At 61.0% G+C, this 19,283-nt stretch carries 23 protein-coding genes and 1 other RNA gene; 15 read left to right on the top strand and 9 right to left on the bottom strand.

From position 1 onward, the window contains the following. Nucleotides 1-55 precede the first annotated feature (55 nt). The 7 genes from Q0844_RS02480 to Q0844_RS02450 all read right to left on the bottom strand — a co-directional run bounded on the left by Q0844_RS02480 (nt 56) and on the right by Q0844_RS02450 (nt 6,813). Nucleotides 56-1,747, bottom strand: coding sequence for a BCCT family transporter (locus tag Q0844_RS02480; RefSeq protein ID WP_299041743.1), 1,692 nt, complete (start codon nt 1,745-1,747; stop codon nt 56-58). 433 nt (nt 1,748-2,180) lie between these two features. Further along, a complete protein-coding gene (locus Q0844_RS02475; protein WP_299041740.1) occupies nt 2,181-2,597 on the bottom strand; it encodes an HIT family protein in 417 nt (138 codons plus the stop codon). A gap of 39 nt (nt 2,598-2,636) precedes the next feature. Next, entirely contained in the window at nt 2,637-3,623 is a 987-nt protein-coding gene (acuI, locus tag Q0844_RS02470; RefSeq protein WP_299041736.1) for an acryloyl-CoA reductase, read from the bottom strand. Between the two features lie 83 nt (nt 3,624-3,706). Further along, complete coding sequence (locus tag Q0844_RS02465) at nt 3,707-4,810, bottom strand: dimethylsulfoniopropionate demethylase (RefSeq protein WP_299041735.1); 1,104 nt, start codon at nt 4,808-4,810, stop codon at nt 3,707-3,709. Then, nucleotides 4,810-5,319: a DinB family protein gene (locus Q0844_RS02460; protein WP_299041734.1), complete on the bottom strand. Its 510-nt coding sequence runs from the start codon at nt 5,317-5,319 to the stop codon at nt 4,810-4,812. Before Q0844_RS02460 ends, Q0844_RS02465 begins: the two co-directional genes overlap by 1 nt. Beyond that, entirely contained in the window at nt 5,316-6,023 is a 708-nt protein-coding gene (locus Q0844_RS02455) for a DUF1326 domain-containing protein (RefSeq protein ID WP_299041733.1), read from the bottom strand. The genes Q0844_RS02460 and Q0844_RS02455 overlap by 4 nt, the downstream gene beginning before the upstream one ends. Nucleotide 6,024: 1 nt before the next feature. Next, complete coding sequence (locus Q0844_RS02450) at nt 6,025-6,813, bottom strand: DUF2182 domain-containing protein (RefSeq protein ID WP_299041732.1); 789 nt, start codon at nt 6,811-6,813, stop codon at nt 6,025-6,027. 69 nt (nt 6,814-6,882) lie between these two features. Here Q0844_RS02450 and Q0844_RS02445 point away from each other — a divergent pair, with 69 nt between their 5' ends. The 11 genes from Q0844_RS02445 to Q0844_RS02395 all read left to right on the top strand — a co-directional run bounded on the left by Q0844_RS02445 (nt 6,883) and on the right by Q0844_RS02395 (nt 15,276). Beyond that, the gene (locus tag Q0844_RS02445) at nt 6,883-7,638 is read left to right on the top strand and encodes an FCD domain-containing protein (RefSeq protein ID WP_299041731.1); all 756 of its coding nucleotides are present in this window, start codon (nt 6,883-6,885) and stop codon (nt 7,636-7,638) included. A 73-nt stretch (nt 7,639-7,711) separates the two neighbouring features. Then, nucleotides 7,712-9,115: a selenium-binding protein SBP56-related protein gene (locus Q0844_RS02440; RefSeq protein WP_299041728.1), complete on the top strand. Its 1,404-nt coding sequence runs from the start codon at nt 7,712-7,714 to the stop codon at nt 9,113-9,115. 3 nt (nt 9,116-9,118) lie between these two features. Continuing rightward, nucleotides 9,119-9,772, top strand: a complete 654-nt coding sequence (locus Q0844_RS02435) for a hypothetical protein (protein WP_299041726.1) — start codon at nt 9,119-9,121, stop codon at nt 9,770-9,772. A gap of 73 nt (nt 9,773-9,845) precedes the next feature. Continuing rightward, a complete protein-coding gene (locus Q0844_RS02430) occupies nt 9,846-10,583 on the top strand; it encodes a 1-acyl-sn-glycerol-3-phosphate acyltransferase (protein ID WP_299041723.1) in 738 nt (245 codons plus the stop codon). Further along, on the top strand, nt 10,576-10,926 hold the full coding sequence (locus Q0844_RS02425) for a DUF4345 family protein (protein ID WP_299041721.1): 351 nt from the start codon (nt 10,576-10,578) through the stop codon (nt 10,924-10,926). Before Q0844_RS02430 ends, Q0844_RS02425 begins: the two co-directional genes overlap by 8 nt. A 52-nt stretch (nt 10,927-10,978) precedes the next feature. Beyond that, nucleotides 10,979-11,371 carry a DUF4345 family protein gene (locus Q0844_RS02420; protein ID WP_299041719.1) on the top strand — a complete coding sequence of 131 codons (393 nt, stop codon included), beginning with the start codon at nt 10,979-10,981 and terminating at the stop codon, nt 11,369-11,371. 76 nt (nt 11,372-11,447) lie between these two features. After that, nucleotides 11,448-11,799: a transfer-messenger RNA gene (gene ssrA / locus Q0844_RS02415) on the top strand. 132 nt (nt 11,800-11,931) lie between these two features. Continuing rightward, the gene (locus Q0844_RS02410) at nt 11,932-12,360 is read left to right on the top strand and encodes a hypothetical protein (protein WP_299041717.1); all 429 of its coding nucleotides are present in this window, start codon (nt 11,932-11,934) and stop codon (nt 12,358-12,360) included. Between the two features lie 357 nt (nt 12,361-12,717). Further along, the gene (locus Q0844_RS02405) at nt 12,718-13,446 is read left to right on the top strand and encodes a rhodanese-like domain-containing protein (protein ID WP_299041714.1); all 729 of its coding nucleotides are present in this window, start codon (nt 12,718-12,720) and stop codon (nt 13,444-13,446) included. Continuing rightward, nucleotides 13,443-14,696: a chromate efflux transporter gene (gene chrA, locus Q0844_RS02400; RefSeq protein WP_299041712.1), complete on the top strand. Its 1,254-nt coding sequence runs from the start codon at nt 13,443-13,445 to the stop codon at nt 14,694-14,696. Before Q0844_RS02405 ends, chrA begins: the two co-directional genes overlap by 4 nt. Nucleotides 14,697-14,772: 76 nt before the next feature. Then, nucleotides 14,773-15,276: a ClpXP protease specificity-enhancing factor SspB gene (locus Q0844_RS02395; RefSeq protein WP_299041709.1), complete on the top strand. Its 504-nt coding sequence runs from the start codon at nt 14,773-14,775 to the stop codon at nt 15,274-15,276. Nucleotides 15,277-15,279: 3 nt separating this feature from the next. Here Q0844_RS02395 and Q0844_RS02390 read toward each other — a convergent pair whose 3' ends face one another. Next, entirely contained in the window at nt 15,280-15,849 is a 570-nt protein-coding gene (locus tag Q0844_RS02390) for a hypothetical protein (protein WP_299041707.1), read from the bottom strand. Nucleotides 15,850-16,022: 173 nt separating this feature from the next. Here Q0844_RS02390 and fumC point away from each other — a divergent pair, with 173 nt between their 5' ends. From fumC to Q0844_RS02370, 4 genes are read left to right on the top strand one after another with little or no spacing between them, the layout of a single operon-like run. Further along, nucleotides 16,023-17,414 (top strand): class II fumarate hydratase, encoded by a 1,392-nt coding sequence (gene fumC, locus Q0844_RS02385; protein ID WP_299041704.1) that lies wholly within the window; start codon nt 16,023-16,025, stop codon nt 17,412-17,414. After that, nucleotides 17,411-17,623: a DUF4169 family protein gene (locus Q0844_RS02380; RefSeq protein WP_299041701.1), complete on the top strand. Its 213-nt coding sequence runs from the start codon at nt 17,411-17,413 to the stop codon at nt 17,621-17,623. Before fumC ends, Q0844_RS02380 begins: the two co-directional genes overlap by 4 nt. Before the next feature lie 42 nt (nt 17,624-17,665). Then, complete coding sequence (locus Q0844_RS02375; RefSeq protein ID WP_299041699.1) at nt 17,666-17,827, top strand: hypothetical protein; 162 nt, start codon at nt 17,666-17,668, stop codon at nt 17,825-17,827. Then, nucleotides 17,824-18,048 carry a ribbon-helix-helix domain-containing protein gene (locus Q0844_RS02370; protein WP_299041697.1) on the top strand — a complete coding sequence of 75 codons (225 nt, stop codon included), beginning with the start codon at nt 17,824-17,826 and terminating at the stop codon, nt 18,046-18,048. Before Q0844_RS02375 ends, Q0844_RS02370 begins: the two co-directional genes overlap by 4 nt. 305 nt (nt 18,049-18,353) lie before the next feature. Here the strand turns inward: Q0844_RS02370 and Q0844_RS02365 are convergent, their stop codons facing one another. Continuing rightward, nucleotides 18,354-19,247: a fructose bisphosphate aldolase gene (locus tag Q0844_RS02365; RefSeq protein WP_299041695.1), complete on the bottom strand. Its 894-nt coding sequence runs from the start codon at nt 19,245-19,247 to the stop codon at nt 18,354-18,356. Nucleotides 19,248-19,283: the final 36 nt, after the last annotated feature.

Here is a 19,283-nt window from a genome sequence, read left to right as displayed (position 1 = left end):
AAAAGGCCCCGGCGCGCAAGCGCCAGGGCCCTTTCAGTGCGTTTTGCAGATCGGTTTACTCGGCAGGCAGGCCGTTGCCGGTGGCCCCCGGAATTTCCGAGTGCACGGCGGGCACGCCAGCCGCTTCGCGGCGTCCATCGTTGTAGATCGCCTTGATCAGCGCGATGCACATCAGCGCCATCACGATCGAGAACGGCAATGCCCCGATCACCATGGCGGTCTGAATGGCCCCCGTCCCGCCGGAAATCAGCAGACCGGCCACGACAAGCCCAAGGGCCGAGCCCCAGAACAGGATGTGCGGGCGCGCCTTGGGACCTTCGTCACCGGCGGCGTTGATCGTGTTCACGATCAGCACAGCGGAGTCAGCCGATGTCACAAGGAAGGTCATCAGCAGCACAACGATCAGAACCGCCATGCCCCAGGCGAGGACCTGTGCGATGGGTGCCAGCATGAATTCGGTCATGGCAAAAATCTTGTCACCATTGGCCGCGTCCAGAATGACACCGTTTGCGTCGCCGTTCAGTTCCAGATCGATGGCGGTGCCACCGGCCCAAGAGAACCAGACAAAGCACATCAGCGACGGCACGATCATGGCGCCCAGCACGAACTCGCGGATGCTTCGGCCCCGCGATATACGCGCCAGGAACAGCCCCACGAAAGGTGCAAAGGCGATCCACCAGGCCCAGTAGAACACGGGCCACCAGCCCTGCCACTGTGCCAGCAGGAACGCTTCGGACCCGTCAACGCCGTCAGAGGCGTAGACATTGAAGCTGAGCCATGGAAGCGCGACCAGGTAGTCCCAGATGCCCACAAAGAAAGCCGCCGCACCAAAGAAGGTCGCCCCGAAGATGATGAAGAAGCCCAGCAGGACAATCGACAGCACCATGTTGATGTTCGACAGCCATTTGATGCCTTTGCCCACGCCCGACAGGGCCGAGAGCGTCGACGCGCCCATGATGACCAGAAGCGCCACGACAATGCCGAGCGTCGTGGCGGAACCGTCATCCAGGACAAGGCCTCCGATTCCGATCCGGGTCAGACCGGCCACGAACTGTTCCACGCCAAAGCCAAGCGTTTGCGCAACCCCCAGAATGGTTGCCACCACTGCGACGATGTCGATCAGGTTGCCCAGAAATCCGGACAGCGTTTTGCCGAACAGTGGCGTCAGTGACGACCGGATCGTCAGCGGGAGACCACGACGATAGCTGAAGAATGCCAGAGCAAGACCTGCAACAGCATAGCAGGCCCAGGCCCCCAGGCCCCAGTGCAGGAAGGACCAGACATAGGCCTCACGCACGTTGTCTGCGCTAAGCGTGGTGGTTGCGCCCTGAATGACGGAGGGGTTGTTCTTGAAATGCGCCACCGGTTCGGCCACGGCCCAGGTCAGCATGCCGACCCCGATCCCGGCACCGAACATCATCGAGAACCAGGAAAAGTTGCTGAATTCGGGTTTTTCCCCGGGCTGGCCCAGGTTCAGGCGACCCGCAGTTGGCCAGATGGCGAGGCCCAGGCAGACGATCACGAAGAACGTGACGACCCAGATGTACCAAGCGGCGAAGTTGGCGAGAATGACGCTGTTCCAGTCGCCCAAGACGGTGCCCGCCTCGGTCGGCCAAACGATGCACCAGACGACAAGCATGCTGATGATGATCTTGCTGATCACCGCAACGTTGACGCTAAAGCCCCGATAAAACCCCGAGTCCGCGGTCTTGATCGGCAGCTCCGTCAATGGAGGTTGAATTGACATGGTTACCTTCCTGTTGTCATTTTTATGACAGCAGGAAAACACGGCTTAGGTGATTAACGAAGGGTAAAATCCGGTTTTTGGGGTCGCTTTGTGCCATGAACCGCCGTTTCTGTGTCCGATATGAAATTTGCCTGTGGAATTTCAGAAACAGCGGTCTGAACCGGCCTTTTCGACGCACCCGCCGCGCAAGAAACCGTCTCATTATTCAAAGATTCGGACCGATCTCCACGCGTCATGGGTGGTATCCGGTCGGGTCCATCCGGCGCGGGAGCCGTTCAAAACCGTCACATCGTCCCTGCGCGCTGGCTGGATTTCACCACTCCTTGCCCAAAACCAGGCTGCCCTTCTTGTGCGATACGCGCGCGGACGCGGTGGCATGGGGACCAAGCGCGCACCCACGGATCGGCCAACCGGCGGATTTGAAACGCGTACCCTAAAGCGCCGCGCTGATCCGTTCGGCGTAGCCCTTGATCACATCCGTGTCGCCCATTTTGCCCGGCGGGCGCATCGACACGCCCTCATGCCTCGGGTGTATGTGGAAATGCAGGTGAAACACCTCTTGTCCGCCGGCCGTCTCGTTGAACTGCTGCAAGGTGATGCCGTCTGCGTCAAACGCCGCCTTGGCCGCATTTGCCACTTTCCTGACCGTCGACATCACCGCCGCAAGTTGCGCGTCCGATGCATCGAGGACATTGCGGCAGGGCGTCTTGGGGATGACCAGGCAATGCCCATCCGTACGGGGCATGATGTCCATGAAGCACAAGGTGTCATCGTCTTCATAGACTTTGAAACACGGGATTTCGCCCCGCAGGATCTGGGCGAAGATGTTGGTGTCGTCATAGGCGGTCATGCGGGTCTCCGAGATGGTTCGAAGACCCGTTTAGACCGATCAGGCGTTCACGTCGACCACGACGCGGCCCTTGACCTGCCCCTTGAGGATGTCTGCGCCCAAGTGCGGCAGATCGGACAGGGTCGCGGGCTGGACCATGGCCTCGAGCTTGTCCATGGGCAGGTCCTTGGCGATGCGCTGCCAGGCGCGGACGCGGTTGTCATAGGGCTGCATGACACTGTCGATGCCCAGAAGGTTCACGCCGCGCAGCAGGAACGGAATGACGGTGGCGGGCAGGCCCGCGCCCCCGGCCAGGCCGACCGCAGCCACCGAGGCACCGTATTCCATCTGCCCCAGCACGCGGGCCAGCATCGCGCCGCCCACGGCGTCGACACATCCGCCCCAGGTTTCGCCCTCAAGCGGGCGCTTGGTGGTCTCGTTGATCTCTTCGCGGGCCACGATCTGGCTGGCGCCCAGGGATGTCAGGTAATCGGCCGTTTCCGGGCGCCCCGTCACACCGGCAACGCTGTGACCAAGGTTGGCCAGAATGGCGGTGGCCACCGAGCCCACACCGCCCGCGGCACCGGTGACCAGCACCGGGCCGGACTTGATCCCGTGATCTTCCAGCGCCATCACCGCCAGCATCGCGGTGAAACCGGCCGTGCCCACGGCCATGGCCTGGCGGGTGTCCAGACCCTCCGGCAGCGGTACCAGCCAATCGGCCTTGACCCGTGCTTTCTGCGCATAGCCGCCCCAATGCGCCTCGCCGACACGCCAGCCGGTCAGCACAACCTTGTCGCCCGGCGTGTAGCGGTCATCATCCGACGCCTCGACCGTCCCGGCAAAGTCGATGCCGGGCACATGCGGGTATTTGCGGACCAAACCACCACCCGGCCCGATGCACAGACCGTCCTTGTAGTTCACCGTCGAATACTCGATTGCAACCGTCACGTCGGCTTCGGGCAGGTCATCCAGCGACAGCTCTTGCACCGCAGCAGAGGTCTTGCCGCTGTCCTCATCCTTGTTGACCACAAGTGCATTGAACATATCGCTCTCCATTCATCGAAGGGACCACCCCTTCATTGTTCGAAAAATATGCCGGGGTCCGGGGCAGCGCCCCGGTCCGGCGGTTACAACCAGAACGCCTCTTGCACCGTTGCGCGGCGCATGCCGTCCAGCGTCTCGACTTCCAACGCGGTGCCCGCATCCCAATGGGTCATGCGCACCATACCAATAGACACGTTGGTCTTGAAGTCCGGCGACCACGCGGCGGACGTGACTTGCCCCACGCGCTTGCCCCCGGCATACAGCGGCCAGGGCCGGTCACAGGTGGGCACGGCATCACCATGAATGGCGATGGGCCTGATCTGTTGCACGGGCCCTTCCTTGGACACCCGCAACAGCGCGTCGCGCCCGATACAGCCAATCGCCGTCTGCGTGTCGCAGAACCGTCCCAGCCCACATTCATGGGGCGTGTTGTCATCGGTCATGTCGTTGCCATAGGACAGCAACCCGGCCTCGACCCGTTCGATGCCGTTGGGACAACCGGCGCGGACCTGCAGGTCTTCACCTGCCGCAAACAGCGCGTTCCACAGGGGCATGCCCTGCGCGCTGTCGGGCACGTAAATCTCGAACCCGCCCTGCTTGGAGTAGCCCGAGCGCGCGATCGCCAGGTCGCATCCTTCGAACTGGAACATGTCGAAGCGGAAAAACCGGATGTCGCGGACCCGTTCACCAAAGACCCGTTCCATCAGCTGGTCAGCCTTGGGGCCCTGCACCGCAAGCGGTGATACGTCAGGTTCGTCCACCAGGACATCCAGCCGGTACCCGTTTGCGATCCCCTTGACCCACAGCAGCAAATCGCTGTCGGCAATGGATATCCACCAGCGATCTTCACTCAGCTTCACGGCCACGGGGTCGTTCAGCATGCCCCCCGTCTCGTCCACGATGGGCACATAATAGCACTGACCGGGCAGCATGCGGCGCAGATCGCGAGGTGTCAGCATCTGCATCAGGCGGCCCGCATCGGGACCGCGCAATTCGACCTGCCGTTCGACGGACACGTCCCAGACCTGCACATGGTCCTTGAGATGGCGATAGTCCGCCTCGACACTGTCGAACACGGTGGGCAGCAGCATCCGGTTGTAGATGGTATAGGCTTTGACCCCTGCGGCCTCGACCCCGTCGGAAAAGGGTGTGCGGCGCAGGCGGCGCGATGGAGAGATAACGGCCATCACTCGTCCTTTGGCATGAATACGATATCGGTAACCGGTGCGGACAGGCCCGCCGCGGTCATCATGGCGTGCACCTGACCCCTGTGGTGGGTCTGGTGGGTGAAAAGGTGGGTCACACATGTCTCAAGCGGCATCTGGAAGTCTTGCTTGAGCGTGCCGGAATACCACGACAGGTCGCCCTTGAGGTCGACGGTGTTGAGGGTGTCACCCCACAGCCGGATCGTGCCGTCCATACGAAAGCGTTCGGCGCTCCAGACCGCGAAGGTGGGTGTGAAGTCCTTGTGCTGCTCTGGCGGCACGGCAGGTGCGGGTATGTCCGGGTTGAACCGGCTCATCCACATCGTGTCGCCCCAAAGGATATGGTTTAGCGTCGCCATGATCGAGCCGAAGAACGCGCCACGATCCTTGCGCAACTCGTCGTCCGGCACGCCGGTCAGCATCTCCGTCAACTGGCGGTTCTGCCAGGCGTTGTAACGGGCCATGGTCCGTACATAGCCTGCCTCGATCACGGTTTGGGGCCTTTCCAGTCGATCGGGCAGATTTCGGCGGACTTGCCGCCGAAGTCCCAGATGCGGCCATAATCGCGTACCTTGGACTTCAGCCCGCGCGCCGCGATGATGTCGGGGCCCATCCAGTATTTGGAATTGGTGATCATGACCGGGTGATCTTCGGACTTGCCGGTGATCATCTCGATCTCGCCCTGGATCTTGCGCCCGATATAGAGGCCGCGCTTCGTGCCTTCGCGGACGATCTCGACCTTCTCGCGTTCGGCGCCCACAATGTCGCTGACCAGCATGGTGAAAAGGCCCGTGGTGCCGCCCGCAGCCCCCGAGAAGACTTGCAGAATGCCGTTATAGGCCTTGCCGCTTGCCCGTTCGTCCACATAGGCCGCAACGCGCCAGCCCCCTTCGCCCATGCGGCCCGGGATGTCGACCATGAGGCCCACGTTCAGGCCTGACAGGTCCTCGCCCTCGAAATGCCCCTCGTCGATGGCGATCGCCATCCAGGCGTGGCAGTGCCCCTCGGTCGGCGGATGCGCGCCCAGCGACACCACGCAGGGGCAAAACAGCTCGCACGAGCAGTTGAGGAACAGTTCGCCCTTGATGGCCCATTCGGTGGGCGACATCTGGCGCCTGCCGGGGTTCGGCATCCGGCTGTCGATACGTTGGCTGATCGGCAGCTTGTCCGCTTGCGCGCGTTTTTTGACGGCCATCTTATCCTCCGGTTACAAAGGGCCAGACCAGTACGGTCAGCCCTGCAAGGGTCAACAGACCCCCCATGGGTTTCGTGACAACATGCCCGATCTGGGGCAATTTTTCGATCACCATAAACAGCGTCGCGAGGCCCATCCACAGCAGGCTCATCACGCCGCCGACAAAGCCAAGCGCCATGAAGCCCCAGCAGCAGCCCACGCAAAACGCGCCAAGGCCGAGGCCCATGCGCAGCCCGCCCTGAAAGCCGGTGCGCCAGTGGCCAAGGAAGTACATCATCGGGCTATGGCAGACGCCATGGCAGAGTTCCTTTGCTCGGGTGAATTGGAACAGACCAACGGCCAGCAGCAGCAGGCCCGCAAATGTGGTGGTCTTGGATATGCCCAGCATGTCGATGATGCCGCCGAAAAGCAAGGCAAGCTGCACGCCCGTGATCAGCGCGGCAAAAGCGACCCAGACAACGAAGTAGCCCAGAAGGACCCCCAGCCACCCTGCCCGCGTGCCGTCCGCGCTGACCATCAGGTCTTCGTAGCTGCGCAGTGTCGGCACCAGAGTCGGCAGCATCATCGCCGCCATCATGATCGCCCACATCGCGAACAGCGGGCCGAAATGCGCCATCGGCATGTACATGGGCATGCGCGGGTCCATCGCGGCCATGCGCGCGCCCATCTCTCCGGGCCGTCCGAACAGGTCCACGTCCATGGACAGCGACATGGAATACATCACCCACCACGCCGCGAGGATCGCGCCGAAGAACCCAAGCCACAGGGTTGAACGAACAAGATGCGGCATGTGTCCTCCCTGAACGCATACGACTCAATGCTTGCCAGATTAAATGTCAGACATTAAAATGTAAGACAAATGAAAATTGATCCTGACAGCACCGTGGATTTGTCCGCCCAGATTGCCAAGGCGATCCGGGATGCGATCATTGCGGGCGATTTGATTGTCGATCAGCGCCTGCCAAGCGAGGCGGAGCTTGCGGATCATTTTGACGTGTCCCGTCCCACGGTGCGCGAGGCCCTGAAGCGGCTGGCGGCGCAATCGCTGATCCGCACCCAGCGCGGCGCGTCGGGCGGCGCGTTTGTGAACCGTCTGCGCTTTGAGGATGCCTATGCCCAGCAGGTCACCACGTCGACCCTGCTTTTGTCCATGAACGCGGTCAGTTTCGATGTCGCTTGTGAAGCGCGCTATGCGTTGGAGCGTGCCTGCGCGCCCCTGTCGGCACAGCGCCGCACACCGGATCAGCTGGCCACGATGCGCGCCGAAATTCATCGCCAGGGTCAGCCTGGATTGACGGATGAAGCGTTCTGCGCTTCTGACGTCACCTTTCACCGGGCCTTGGTGGATGGCGCGGGCAACAAGGTGCTGAGTTATCAGCTTGCCGGTGCGGTCGAGGCCATGCAGCCCCTGATGAACATGATCACGTTCACGGCGCGGTCGCGCGAAGAGATCGTGGCCTTGCACACCGATATTGCCGACGCGATCGATGCGCAGGACGCGCACAAGGTCGACGCCACACTTGTGAAACTAGAAGCCTACACACGGGAACTGGCCCATTCTGTGGTCACCGCCCGTGCAAAACGGGCCGCCGAAAAGGAGCACAAGACCGCCTGATCCCTTTGTCACAAGTCGCAAATACATTGAAGGGGCCGGGCACAGACAGACACACGCTTTCAGGGAGGAAGCCATGAATTTAAGACCAGATCCCACATTTTATCCTTCGCCCAACGATGCCATGCAGGCACCGGTAGAAAAGCTGGCCTTTACGCTGATGCTTAGCCCCGATGGGACCAGACCGGACGGCCTTGCAGTTGTGGATGTCGATCCGACCAGCGACACCTACAGCCAGATTGTTCACGAACTTTATGTGCCGAACCTGGGCGACGAATTTCACCATTTTGGGTGGAACGCCTGTTCGTCGGCCCTGTCGCCCCTGACCGGCCACGCCTTTCTGGAGCGCCGTTACCTGATCATCCCCGGCATCCGGTCGTCGCGCATCTATATCATCGACGTCAAGGACCCTCTGGACGCCAAGATCCACAAGATCATCGAACCCGAAGAACTGTTTGCCAAGACGGGCTATTCGCGCCCGCACACGATCCATTGCGGTCCTGAGGGTATCTATGTCTCGACCCTTGGCGGCGGCGGCGAGGATGGGACCGACGGCCCTCCTGGCATCTTCATCATGGATTGCGAGAGCTTCGACATCCTGGGCCGGTACGAGATGGACCGGGGCATTCAGGACAAGCACTATGATTTCTGGTGGAACCTGCCGCGCGACTACATGGTCAGTTCCGAATGGGGCCTGCCGCCACAGTTTGAAAACGGTGTGGTGCCCGAAGATCTGCTGAGCAACAAATACGGCCATACGATCCACTTCTGGGATCTGCGCGGGCGCAAGGTGACCAAATCCATCGACCTGGGCGAGAACCACCAGATGGCGCTGGAGATCCGACCGGCCCACGATCCGGTCAAGGAATACGGGTTTTGCGGTGTGGTCGTGGACACCACCAACCTGCAAGGCGCGATCTTTACCTGGTGGCGGGACGAGGATGGTGAATGGCAGGCCAAGAAGACAATCACCATTGATCCGGTGCCTGCGGACGCGGACGACTTGCCCGACTTGCTGAAAGGGTTCGGTGCCGTGCCGCCGCTGGTGACGGACATCGACCTGAGCCTGGATGACAAATACCTGTATGTCGCGTGTTGGGGACTGGGCGAGATGCACCAATACGATGTGTCCGACCCGATGAACCCGGTTCTGGCCGGCAAGGTCGAGATTGGGGGCATCGTCGCCAAGCACAAGCACCCCAACGGCCAGGACTTTGGCTATGGCCCGCAGATGGTCGAGATCAGCCGCGACGGCAAGCGCGTCTACTGGACCAACTCGCTTTATTCCACATGGGACGACCAGTTCTATCCGGGTGAGCGTGGGGCGGCGATGGTGATGGCGCATGTGGGCGAGAACGGCGGACTGACGCTGGACGAAAAGTTCTGGACCACATTCCCCGAAGGCTACCGCAGCCACCAGATCCGGCTTGAGGGCGGCGACTGTTCGACGGACAGTTTCTGCTATCCTTCAGTGGGTTAGAGCATGGAGTTGACAACTGCGGCGGGCCTGTGGCTCGCCGTGATCCTCTCTGGCCTGTATCACGGCCTGAACCCCGGCATGGGCTGGCCACTGGCCGTGTCCTCCGCGTTGTTCGAACGGCGGCGCAGCGCGCTGTGGCCCGCGCTTGGGGCGCTGTCGCTGGGCCATTTCGCGGCGATGCTGGGTATTCTTCTGCCCTTCTCCATGATGACGTTGCTGATTGATTTCGAGAACGAAATCCGCATCGGCGCGGGCCTTCTGGTCATCGGGATGGGACTGTACCTGGCGATAACACGCAAGCACCCGCGGTTCTTGGCGCGCATTCCGCCGCACAAACTGACCCTTTGGTCCTTTCTCGTTGCGCTGGCCCACGGTGCTGCGCTCATGCTCGTGCCGATTTACCTGGGCCTTTGCGCCATCGAAGAACTGGACGCAGGGCACCGCGCCGCGTCCGCACTGATGGCGACAACGGCCCTGGCACTGGGCGTGGCCGTTCTGCATACCGTCGCCATGATGGGATCCGGCGGCGCCGTGGCTTATGCGGTACACCGCTGGCTTGGTCTCAACTTTCTCAAACGCGGCTGGTTTGATCTTGAACTTGGCTGGGCACTGAGCCTGATCCTTGTGGGCGGTGTTGGTCTCTGGACCGCTCTCTGAGGATTTTATTTGACGTCGTTGCGTCCGCCCACGACTGTCGGGCCAAAGAGACCGAGGCGCGAGCAGCACAGATATGTTCCGATTTATTGATGGCACCATCGGCAAATGGCTGCGCCATTTCTTCTTTGCGATCGTGCGCACCTATTTCGGGCTGTTCTACAATGTCAGTTGTTCGAACAAGCATCTTTTGCAGGACCTGCAAGGCGCGTTGATCCTCGCAACCCATGTCAGCCGCTTTGACGGTCCATTGATTGCTGCGATCCTGTACACCACGCAACGCATTCGCCCTGTGGTGCATTACAACGAATACAACAACTGGATGCAGTGGTTTCCATTGTTCGTGGCCCGCGCCATTCCCGTCAGTTCCCCCAGGACCTGGAGCCCCGAACGGCGCGAGGCCCAAAAGAAGAAAGCGATGTCGCTGATCCTCGCAGCGCTTGATCGCGACGAGAGTATTCTGCTGTTCCCCGCCGGGCACACGCGCCAGCAACCGGCCGAAGTGATAGCGCCGCATCTGTCCGGCGCGCGTGATATCCTGCAAACAAATCCAGAGCGGCCCGTGTTGGTTCTACGACTGGATGGCTTGGGCAAGTTCCAGCCCGCGCGCTATGATTACTTCTGGACGTTCATCGGCATCAAACGCGGGCGGCGGCATATCTCGGTCGATCTGCGGCGGGTGGATGATCTGGACCCGAACATGGACCTTGCGACCTTCAACCAGAGGCTGGAAGATCGGCTGAACACCCCGATCGCCGAGACATTTGGCGCTTGCCGGACAGATAATCCTGCCCTACCTGCGGCGCATGATTGACAGCCTCAACATCCTGGCCGCCGCGTTGACCATCGCCTTCGGCCTGTTTGGATTTCTGGCACCGCGCTATACGGCGGCAGCGCTTGATCTGGAGCCGACCAGCAGCACCATGGGGCTGAGCGAAATGCGCGCTTCTGTCGGTGGGCTTTTTGTCGTGGCAGGCCTGGCCGCCATCTGGATCGACGCGCCGGTCGCCTATGCGATGATCGGCTTTGCCTTTGCAGGTGCTGCGCTTGGCCGCTGCCTGTCGCTAGCGCTGGACAACCCACCTCGCCGCAAGGTGATCCTGTTCGGTGGCATAGAGGCAGCCCTGGCCGTCTGGTTCATCGCAGCGAACATATGAACAAAATGGCCCCTTCCGGGTTCCTCTTTCAAACCATTGAAACGAGGCGCTCATGGACTGGATCACATTTATCAATATCGGCATCGCCGTGCTCACTATCTTTTTCGGTGCGTTGGGATGGTTGGCACCGCGTTACACGATGCAAACGGTCGACCTGCGCGACGGAGGGTCGACCATGGGCCGGTCCGAAGTGCGCGCAGCCTCGGGCGCGCTGTTTGTGGTGGCTGGCGCGGGCGCGCTGTGGCTTGCAAGCCCTGTGGCCTATGCCATGCTGGGATTCATCTGGGCCGGCGGCGCGCTGGGTCGGATCACATCCCTGATCGCCGACGGCACGACCCGGTTGAAATGGATCTTCTTCGGCTCTGAACTTGTGGTGGCCATCGTGGCGCTGTCGATCAACCTGGGCGCCATTGCAGCAACCCGAATTGCGATGGGTGCACTGTAAATCAGAGTGTTATGGCTCGATCTTCATGTAAGAATGCTTGCTTCTCTGTTCCAAAAAACGCGGCAGGGCGCGCGCGCAGATTGCAATAGGCGCGCCCGTCGCCTATGTATGGGGTGTCCTTCGGGACTATGGACATAAACGCGCTCGTAATAAGCGGATCGGACCCGGGGGCGGTACCCGGCGGCTCCACCAAACATCCTGTCGTTTGCGGGATCATGGGGCCGAAACAGGATCGACGGACGTCTAAAGGGGTTTGCTTTGTCTCGGCTGTCTGCCACCGTTACCGGCGAAAACAGTACAATTGCAAACGACAATCGTGCTCCGGTTGCTATGGCTGCGTAAGCAGTCCTAGTCGAACCGACTTTAAGCCCTTGCGCCTAGCCGCGTAAGGCGGGGTTCGCAGGCACCTGGCAACAGAAGCCTGCACTTTCCATCACATGAAGATACGCTGAGAACGGGAAACTGCAAAGAAACGCCGGTTTTCTCCACAACTTTAAGGAATGTTAACGCGCCGCAGCTAGTCCTGAACGGGATAGAGGTCCATTCAGAATGAGGCGCGCATGCCGCACAAGGTCAAAACCCTCCAAGGCTGGTACGACGAGGTGTGGGTTAAGGGCGACACCGGCGCCATCCCGAAATTCCTGGCCCCCAACGCACGATCGCGGGGGATCATGGGCGACATGCCCTTTTCCAAAGATGATCTGACCGAACTGGTGACAATGGTGCGCGAGTTGCTGGGTCCGATCGAAATCAGTCTGCCGATCACGATGGAACAGGATGATTGGCTGTCGGCGCTGATTGAGATTAAAAGCCACAGTGCTGATACCGGTGACCCGGTGCACATCTTTACCCAGGTCATCGCCCGCTTTGAGGGCACGCAGATGGTCGAGATTTACAACAACACCGACTCTCTTTCCCTGTTCGAACAACTGGGTCTGCTGCCTGAAAATGCGATGGCCGTGATGTTGGGCGGCACGCGCCTGCGCTGACAGGGCAGTCGTCTTTGGCCCACACCTGTCACACATCATTCGCATCCTATCGGTCGATCAACGCGCAATGGCCCGGTGGCACATCCGGTGAAATCTGTTCCCGAAACGCCCGACTGCGTTTTCCGGCAAAATCCGTCGATTGCGCGGCAGCAGCGTCTGCCCGCGAATGCTGGCAGTTGGCTGGTCTGATAACCCGGTGCGGCGCGCTACTCCTGATGCCCAGCGTTCAAAGCAAGGGTTGACGCAAGCCACGGCGCGCCGCTACTCAAGCACAGGGGCGAACGCGACTGCCCCATCAGGCTTGAACAACGCTGGCCCAAATGTCGCATCCTTTTGTTGTGCTCAAAGGATGCCACGATGGACCACCCTCTTCATGTAATCCCTGCTGATGAAATGTACGCGCTTTTGGGCACCGCTCATGGGCCGCACATCATCGACGTCACCCTTCCCGAAGATGTCGCCGCCGATCCGTGGCGCCTGCCCACGGCCATGCCGGTGCACCACCGCGATGTCCTTGACGCGGTGCCGTTTCTGGACCCAGGCAGACCTGTCGTCACGGTCTGTCAGAAGGGGCTCAAACTGTCGCAAGGTGCGGCGGCGCTGTTGCGCGCTGCGGGCATCGGTGCCCGCGCGTTGCAGGGCGGAAACCTTGCGTGGCAGGCGGCCGATCACCCGCGGCTCGCCTGCGATCTGGCCCCGGATATGGGGACAGCCTGGGTGCTTCCCGCCACCCGCGACCGCGGTGCGCTGGCGGCTGCATGGACCGTCATGCGCTGGTTTGACCGCAACGCGCGTGTGATGTGGGTTGCGCCAGATCATGTCAGTGCCGTTGCGGACCGATTTGGCGCGACCCTACATGATCCTGACACATCGTTGACGACGAACTTCGCCGCGCGAGGGCTGATCCACCCTGCCCTTGTCGTGTTTCTGGACAGGGTTGAGGATGGAACCGCGCCCGGGACCGTGTTGATGGACATGTTGCCTGATCTTCACGTTCGTGATGAAGACTGTGCGACAGCAGGCCTTCCGTTTCTGGATGCGGCGTGGACCGCGTTCTGCCGGTCAAGTGGTCAGGAGGCCGGATGATGGTGCACAATTGGTCGGAATTGACGCGCGTGTTTGGCCGGATCGGCCTGATGTCCTTTGGCGGGCCCGCAGCACAGATCGCCCTGATGCATGATGCGCTGGTACGCCGCGAAAAGTGGCTGACCGAAGACCAGTATTTGCGGGCGCTGTCCCTGTGCATGTTGTTGCCCGGACCCGAAGCGATGCAGCTTGCCACCTATGCAGGTTGGCGCCTGCGCGGCATCACCGGGGGCCTGCTGGCGGGTGCGCTGTTCGTGATCCCGGGCGCGATGATCATCCTTGGTCTGGCGCTTGCCTATGTCCGGTTTGGCGACGTTCCGTTGGTCCAGGCCGCATTCCTGGGCATCAAGGCCGCTGTGATCATCGTTGTTTTGCAGGCGCTTATGCGTCTGGGGCAAAAGGCGCTGCACGGGTCAGCTGCATGGGCCTTGGCGGGCCTTGCCTTTGTCGCCCTGTTTGTCTTTGGCATCCCGTTTCCCATCGTCGTTGTCATGGCGGGCCTTTATGGGGCCGCGACCGCCAGCCCCATGCCAGACGCACCGGTGGCAGCACCTGTGCAAGCCCGCATCCTTGGCCCGGTGGCGGGCCTTGCCGCACTATGGGCCGCACCGCTGGCCCTGCTCTGGCTGACCGGGCGCGACTTCCTGCTCGAGATCGGGCTTTTCTTTTCCAAGCTGGCGGTCGTCACCTTTGGCGGTGCCTATGCCGTCCTGGCCTACATGACACAGGACGTCGTGCAGGAGCACGGCTGGATCACGACGGGACAGATGATCGACGCGCTGGGTCTTGCTGAAACAACGCCGGGCCCGCTGATCCTTGTGACGGAATTCGTGGCCCTGTTGGCCGGGTATGCCCAGGGCGGGCTGGGCCTTGCGCTCGCGGCAGGTGCGCTGACGCTTTGGGTCACGTTTGTCCCGTGTTTCCTGTGGATCTTTGCCGCCGGTCCGTACCTGGATCATATTGCTGCCCGCCCGCGCCTGTCAGCGGCGCTCAGCGCCATTACGGCTGCGGTGGTGGGGGTTATCCTGAACCTGTCCATCTGGTTCGCACTGCATGTGCTGTTTGGCGATGTCGGCGCGGTTCCGCACCTTGCCTTGCCCATGCCGGACCTTGCCACGCTGAACCTGTGGGCAGTCCTTTTGACGGCGGCTGCGGCCTACCTGATGCTGCGTTTGCGGGTGGATCTGCTTGTGACCTTGGCACTTATGGCAGCGGCGGGATGCGCGCTGGCACTTGCCGGCGCAGTTTAAGGTACGCAGGACGCGCGCCGCCCCTTCCCTCTGCGTCAAATTGGGATATGGTTGGGCGACACAAACGAGGATCGCCATGAGCCGCAACATCGATTACGGCAACTTGATGCACGAAGCCATGCGGGGGCTGATCCGCAAGGTTTTGACCGATGTGTCCCAGAATGGGCTGCCCGGCGCGCATCACTTCTTCATCACCTTTGACACCAGCCATCCCGATGCGGAACTGGCCGATTGGCTGAGTGACCGGTATCCGGGCGAGATGACGGTCGTCATGCAGCACTGGTACGACAATCTGGATGTGGGTGCCGAAGGGTTCGCCGTGACGCTCAATTTCGGCGACGCGCCCGAGCCGCTGTACATCCCCTATGACGCGATCAAGACCTTTGTGGACCCGTCCGTCGAATTCGGCTTGCGCTTTGAAACGCAGGGCGATGACGAGGACACCGCGTCGCCTGCGACACCGCCCGAAATCCTGCCAAGCCGCGCACCCGCAGCCCCCAAGGCCGCAGACGAGCCGGCCGCCGAAGATGGCGATGGCAAGGATGCCGAGATCGTATCCCTCGACAGCTTCAGGAAATAGGGATCACTTGCGCGCCAGGAACGTCTCGACCGCGCGCAAAATCTCTCCGTCCCGGATGTTCTGGAACCGCAGGTTCAGACCGCCCTCGGTCAGCGTGCGGTCATATTGCTGCAAGCTGTAGCCGCCATCGACGTCAACAAACAACGAATAAACGGTGAGCGTCTGATCGTCGATGCGGGACCAGACATAGGGTTCGCCCTTCATCGGGTCGAGTTGCACCTCGTGGCCAAATACGTTCTTCTTCTGGGCGGCGGCATAGACGTTGCCCCGCCCGCTGGGCACAAAGTCGATCGAGTAGGATTTCTCTGACACTTTGCCGGACGCCTTGTAGGTGACGGACGTCCAGGTGACGGTAAAGCCCTGCTTGTTTTCGCTGATCATCACGCTCATGTCGCGCGGGATTTTCTTCCCGTCGATTTGTGTCACTTCGGCATTGCCGGTGTAGGAGCCGACAAAGGGCGCAATCTCGGCCCGAGCTTGCCCGGCCAGCAAAAGCAAGGCGCATCCCAGGGCAAACAGGGCATTTGCGATACCAAGCGGCGATGCGCGAAACAACGTGCGTGTTCTGATCATGGCGGTCCTCACTGCGCTTCCACCTTTCAATATAGGTGGCATTCACCGCCGATGCACCCTTGGGACTGCGGCGTGTGATCACATGACGGCGACAAATGTGCCGCCCGCTTGTCTGACTGCGCCCCGCCCGGTAGATGCAAAGCACGACGACACGCGCAACAAGGAGCCGCCAGATGGCCGACACCCGCACCGAATCCGACAGCTTTGGCCCGCTGGAGGTCCCCGCCGACAAGTATTGGGGCGCGCAGACGCAACGCTCGATCATGAATTTCCCGATTGGTTGGGAAAAACAGCCCGTGGCCGTGGTGCGGGCGCTGGGCGTGATCAAGAAAGCCTGCGCGATGCAGAACAAGGCGCAAGGTGCGCTTGACGCCAGATTGGCCGATGCGATCATCGCAGCCGCCGGCGAAGTTGTGGACGGCAAGCTGGACGACAATTTTCCTCTTGTCGTCTGGCAAACCGGCTCGGGCACCCAGTCCAACATGAACGCCAATGAGGTGATCGCAAACCGCGCCATTGAAATCCTGGGTGGTGTCATCGGGTCAAAAGACCCTGTTCACCCGAATGACCATTGCAACATGGGACAGTCGTCAAATGACACGTTCCCGACCGCCATGCATATTTCAACCGCGATGACTGCGCGGGACGTGTTGCTGCCGGGTCTGGAAAAGCTGCACGCGGCCCTTGAAGCGAAGGTCGCCCAGTTCGACGGCATCATCAAGATCGGGCGCACGCATACGCAGGATGCGACGCCTTTGACGCTGAGTCAGGAGTTTTCCGGATACACCCATCAGGTTGCCATGGGCATCCAGCGCGTCAAGGATGCATTGGGCCGCATCTATGAATTGGCGCAAGGTGGCACCGCTGTCGGCACCGGCCTGAACACCAAGGTCGGTTGGGCCGAGGCGGTTGCAGGCCATATGGCCGACATCACCGACCTGCCTTTTGTCACCGCACCCAACAAGTTCGAGGCACTGGCCGCCCATGATGCCATGGTCGAGATGTCAGGTGCGTTGAAAACCGTTGCCGTGTCGCTGTTCAAGATTGCCAATGACATCCGTCTGCTGGGATCCGGCCCCCGGTGTGGTCTGGGCGAATTGGTGCTGCCCGAGAACGAGCCGGGGTCCTCTATCATGCCGGGCAAAGTGAACCCCACACAATGCGAGGCGCTGACGCAGGTCTGTGCCCATGTGATGGGCAATGATGCCGCCGTGGGCTTTGCCGGATCGCAGGGGCATTTCGAGCTGAACGTCTACAAGCCGATGATGGCCTATAACGTGCTGCAATCGATGCAATTGATGGGAGATGCCTGTTCTGCCTTTACCGACAACCTGGTCGCCGGATTACAGGCTGATGAGGTGCGCATCGACAAGCTGATGCGCGAGTCGCTGATGCTTGTGACTGCGCTCGCTCCGGAAATCGGGTATGACAACGCCACCAAGGTTGCCAAGACGGCCCACAAGAACGGCACCACCCTGATTGAAGAAGCGGTCAAGCTGGGCTTTGTCACCGAAGAGCGGTTCAACGAGGTGGTGCGCCCTGAAAACATGATCGGACCCAAGTGAGCACGCCCGTCAACCTGAACAAGGTCCGAAAGGCCCGCGCACGCGCCGACAAGAAGGCGCGTGCGGAGGCCAATACGGTGGCGTTCGGTCTGACGAAGGTCGAAAAAGATCGCGCAAAGCGGGAAAATGCGCGAATAGCGCGAGATTTGGATGGCAAAGCCGCCGAAACGTCCCCGTATGTTGCGAATGGGAACGACAAAAAGCCATAAATACGGGGCAAATTGCATCTGTTATGAGGTATAGGTGTTCCCATGAGCCCGACAGACAACATCGCCACGCGTGACAAGATCCGCGCCTTGCGCCGCGCGCGTCGGTACATACGTGCCAACGAAGGCACGCTGGCCCGCGTCATCAATACGTATGAGCGGATTGCGCAGCTTGACCCGGCCCGGCGGTTCTGGGCCGAGCAGTGAGCCAACGGCCGCAAAAGCACTCACTCACCCTGAAAGGGCACCGGACAAGCGTGTCGCTGGAACCTGAATTCTGGGACGCCTTTCGGAAGATCGCAGCGGCAGAGGATCGTCCTATCAATGACTTGGCCGCCGAAATTGATGCGGCGCGCGGCGCAGATATCGGTCTTGCTTCAGCGATCCGCGTGTTTGTGCTTCAGCATTTCATGACCCGCCAACTCTGATCGCTCCGTGATGCGGGCATGACACGCGCCCCGTTGACGCCGGATAACTGGCTTCTTGAACTTTTCAGGTCCGGGACGGCACGCACAGACGGCGTGAACCGCCACACGTTACGAGACACAGGAAAATACATCGGGAAGGCCCGCTGCCCGGACGAACTACCGCGACGCGGATGTCGCGCAATCAAAAACGCGGGTCAGATCATCGCGTTTTGCGACCATGAACGTGTGCGTATCTTTGCCCACCTGCAGCCGCTGTCTTTGGAAGAAAGCGGACGGGAAACCTTGCAGGTTTCCGGCAACAGGTCTCAGGCGATGGACGCGCGGTAAATCTGATCGATGTTGCTGCCCAGGGCCGCATGGAACCCTTCGTCGCTCATGTCGCGCTGTAACCCTTCGGTCAAGGCCCGGCTGAAGCTGGCGATCATCTTGTGGTTTTGCGCAAGGCGGGCACTTGCATCCTGCGTCGAATACCCGCCAGACAAGGCCACAACCCGCTGCACCCGTGGATGATCCGCCAGCGCGTCATAGATGCCCGGCGTGTCGGGCAGCGTCAGTTTCAGCATGATGTCCTGCCCGTCGCCAAGCGTCTCGGTCTGCGCCATGAGCGCGTCGGCCAGCATCGCTTCGGCCTCGGCCTTGGTTTCGGAGTGGATGTTCACTTCGGGTTCGATGATCGGCACCATCCCGGCGGCAATCACCTCGTGCGCCACATCGAACTGGTTGTCGACGATGGCCGAGATGCCTGCCGCATTGGCCTGATGCACGACCGAGCGTTCCTTGGTTCCGTAGATGCCCATGCCCTTGGCTGCGGCCAACGTGTCGGCCAGTGCGGGGATCGGTTTCAAAAGCTGAACGCCCTCCGCCTCGTCCTGCAGGCCCTTGTCGATTTTGAGAAAAGGCACGACGCCCCGCTTGTCCCACAGGTAGGACGGCACCGGCTGGCCCTCGATCTGCTCGTGCAGTGTCTTTTCAAACAGGATCGCGCCAATCACCTTTTTGCTGGTGAAATCCGGGCTCAGGATGATGCGCGCCCGCATCTTCTGAATTTCGGCGAACATTTCGTCTTCGGACCCGTAATCCGACGCATCCACACCATAAAGCGCCAGCGCCTTGGGCGTCGACCCCCCGGACTGATCCAACGCGGCGATAAAACCTGCCCCGTTTTCCATCTGGTCGCGCATTTTGGCGAAATCGGTCATCGCATGCTCCAAGCTCGTGCCGTCGTTGACACCCGT

This window comes from uncultured Tateyamaria sp. (genome assembly GCF_947503465.1).
GTDB lineage: Bacteria > Pseudomonadota > Alphaproteobacteria > Rhodobacterales > Rhodobacteraceae > Tateyamaria.
The sequence above is the reverse complement of the archived record's forward strand: the minus strand, read 5'-3'. Positions and strand labels throughout refer to the sequence as shown.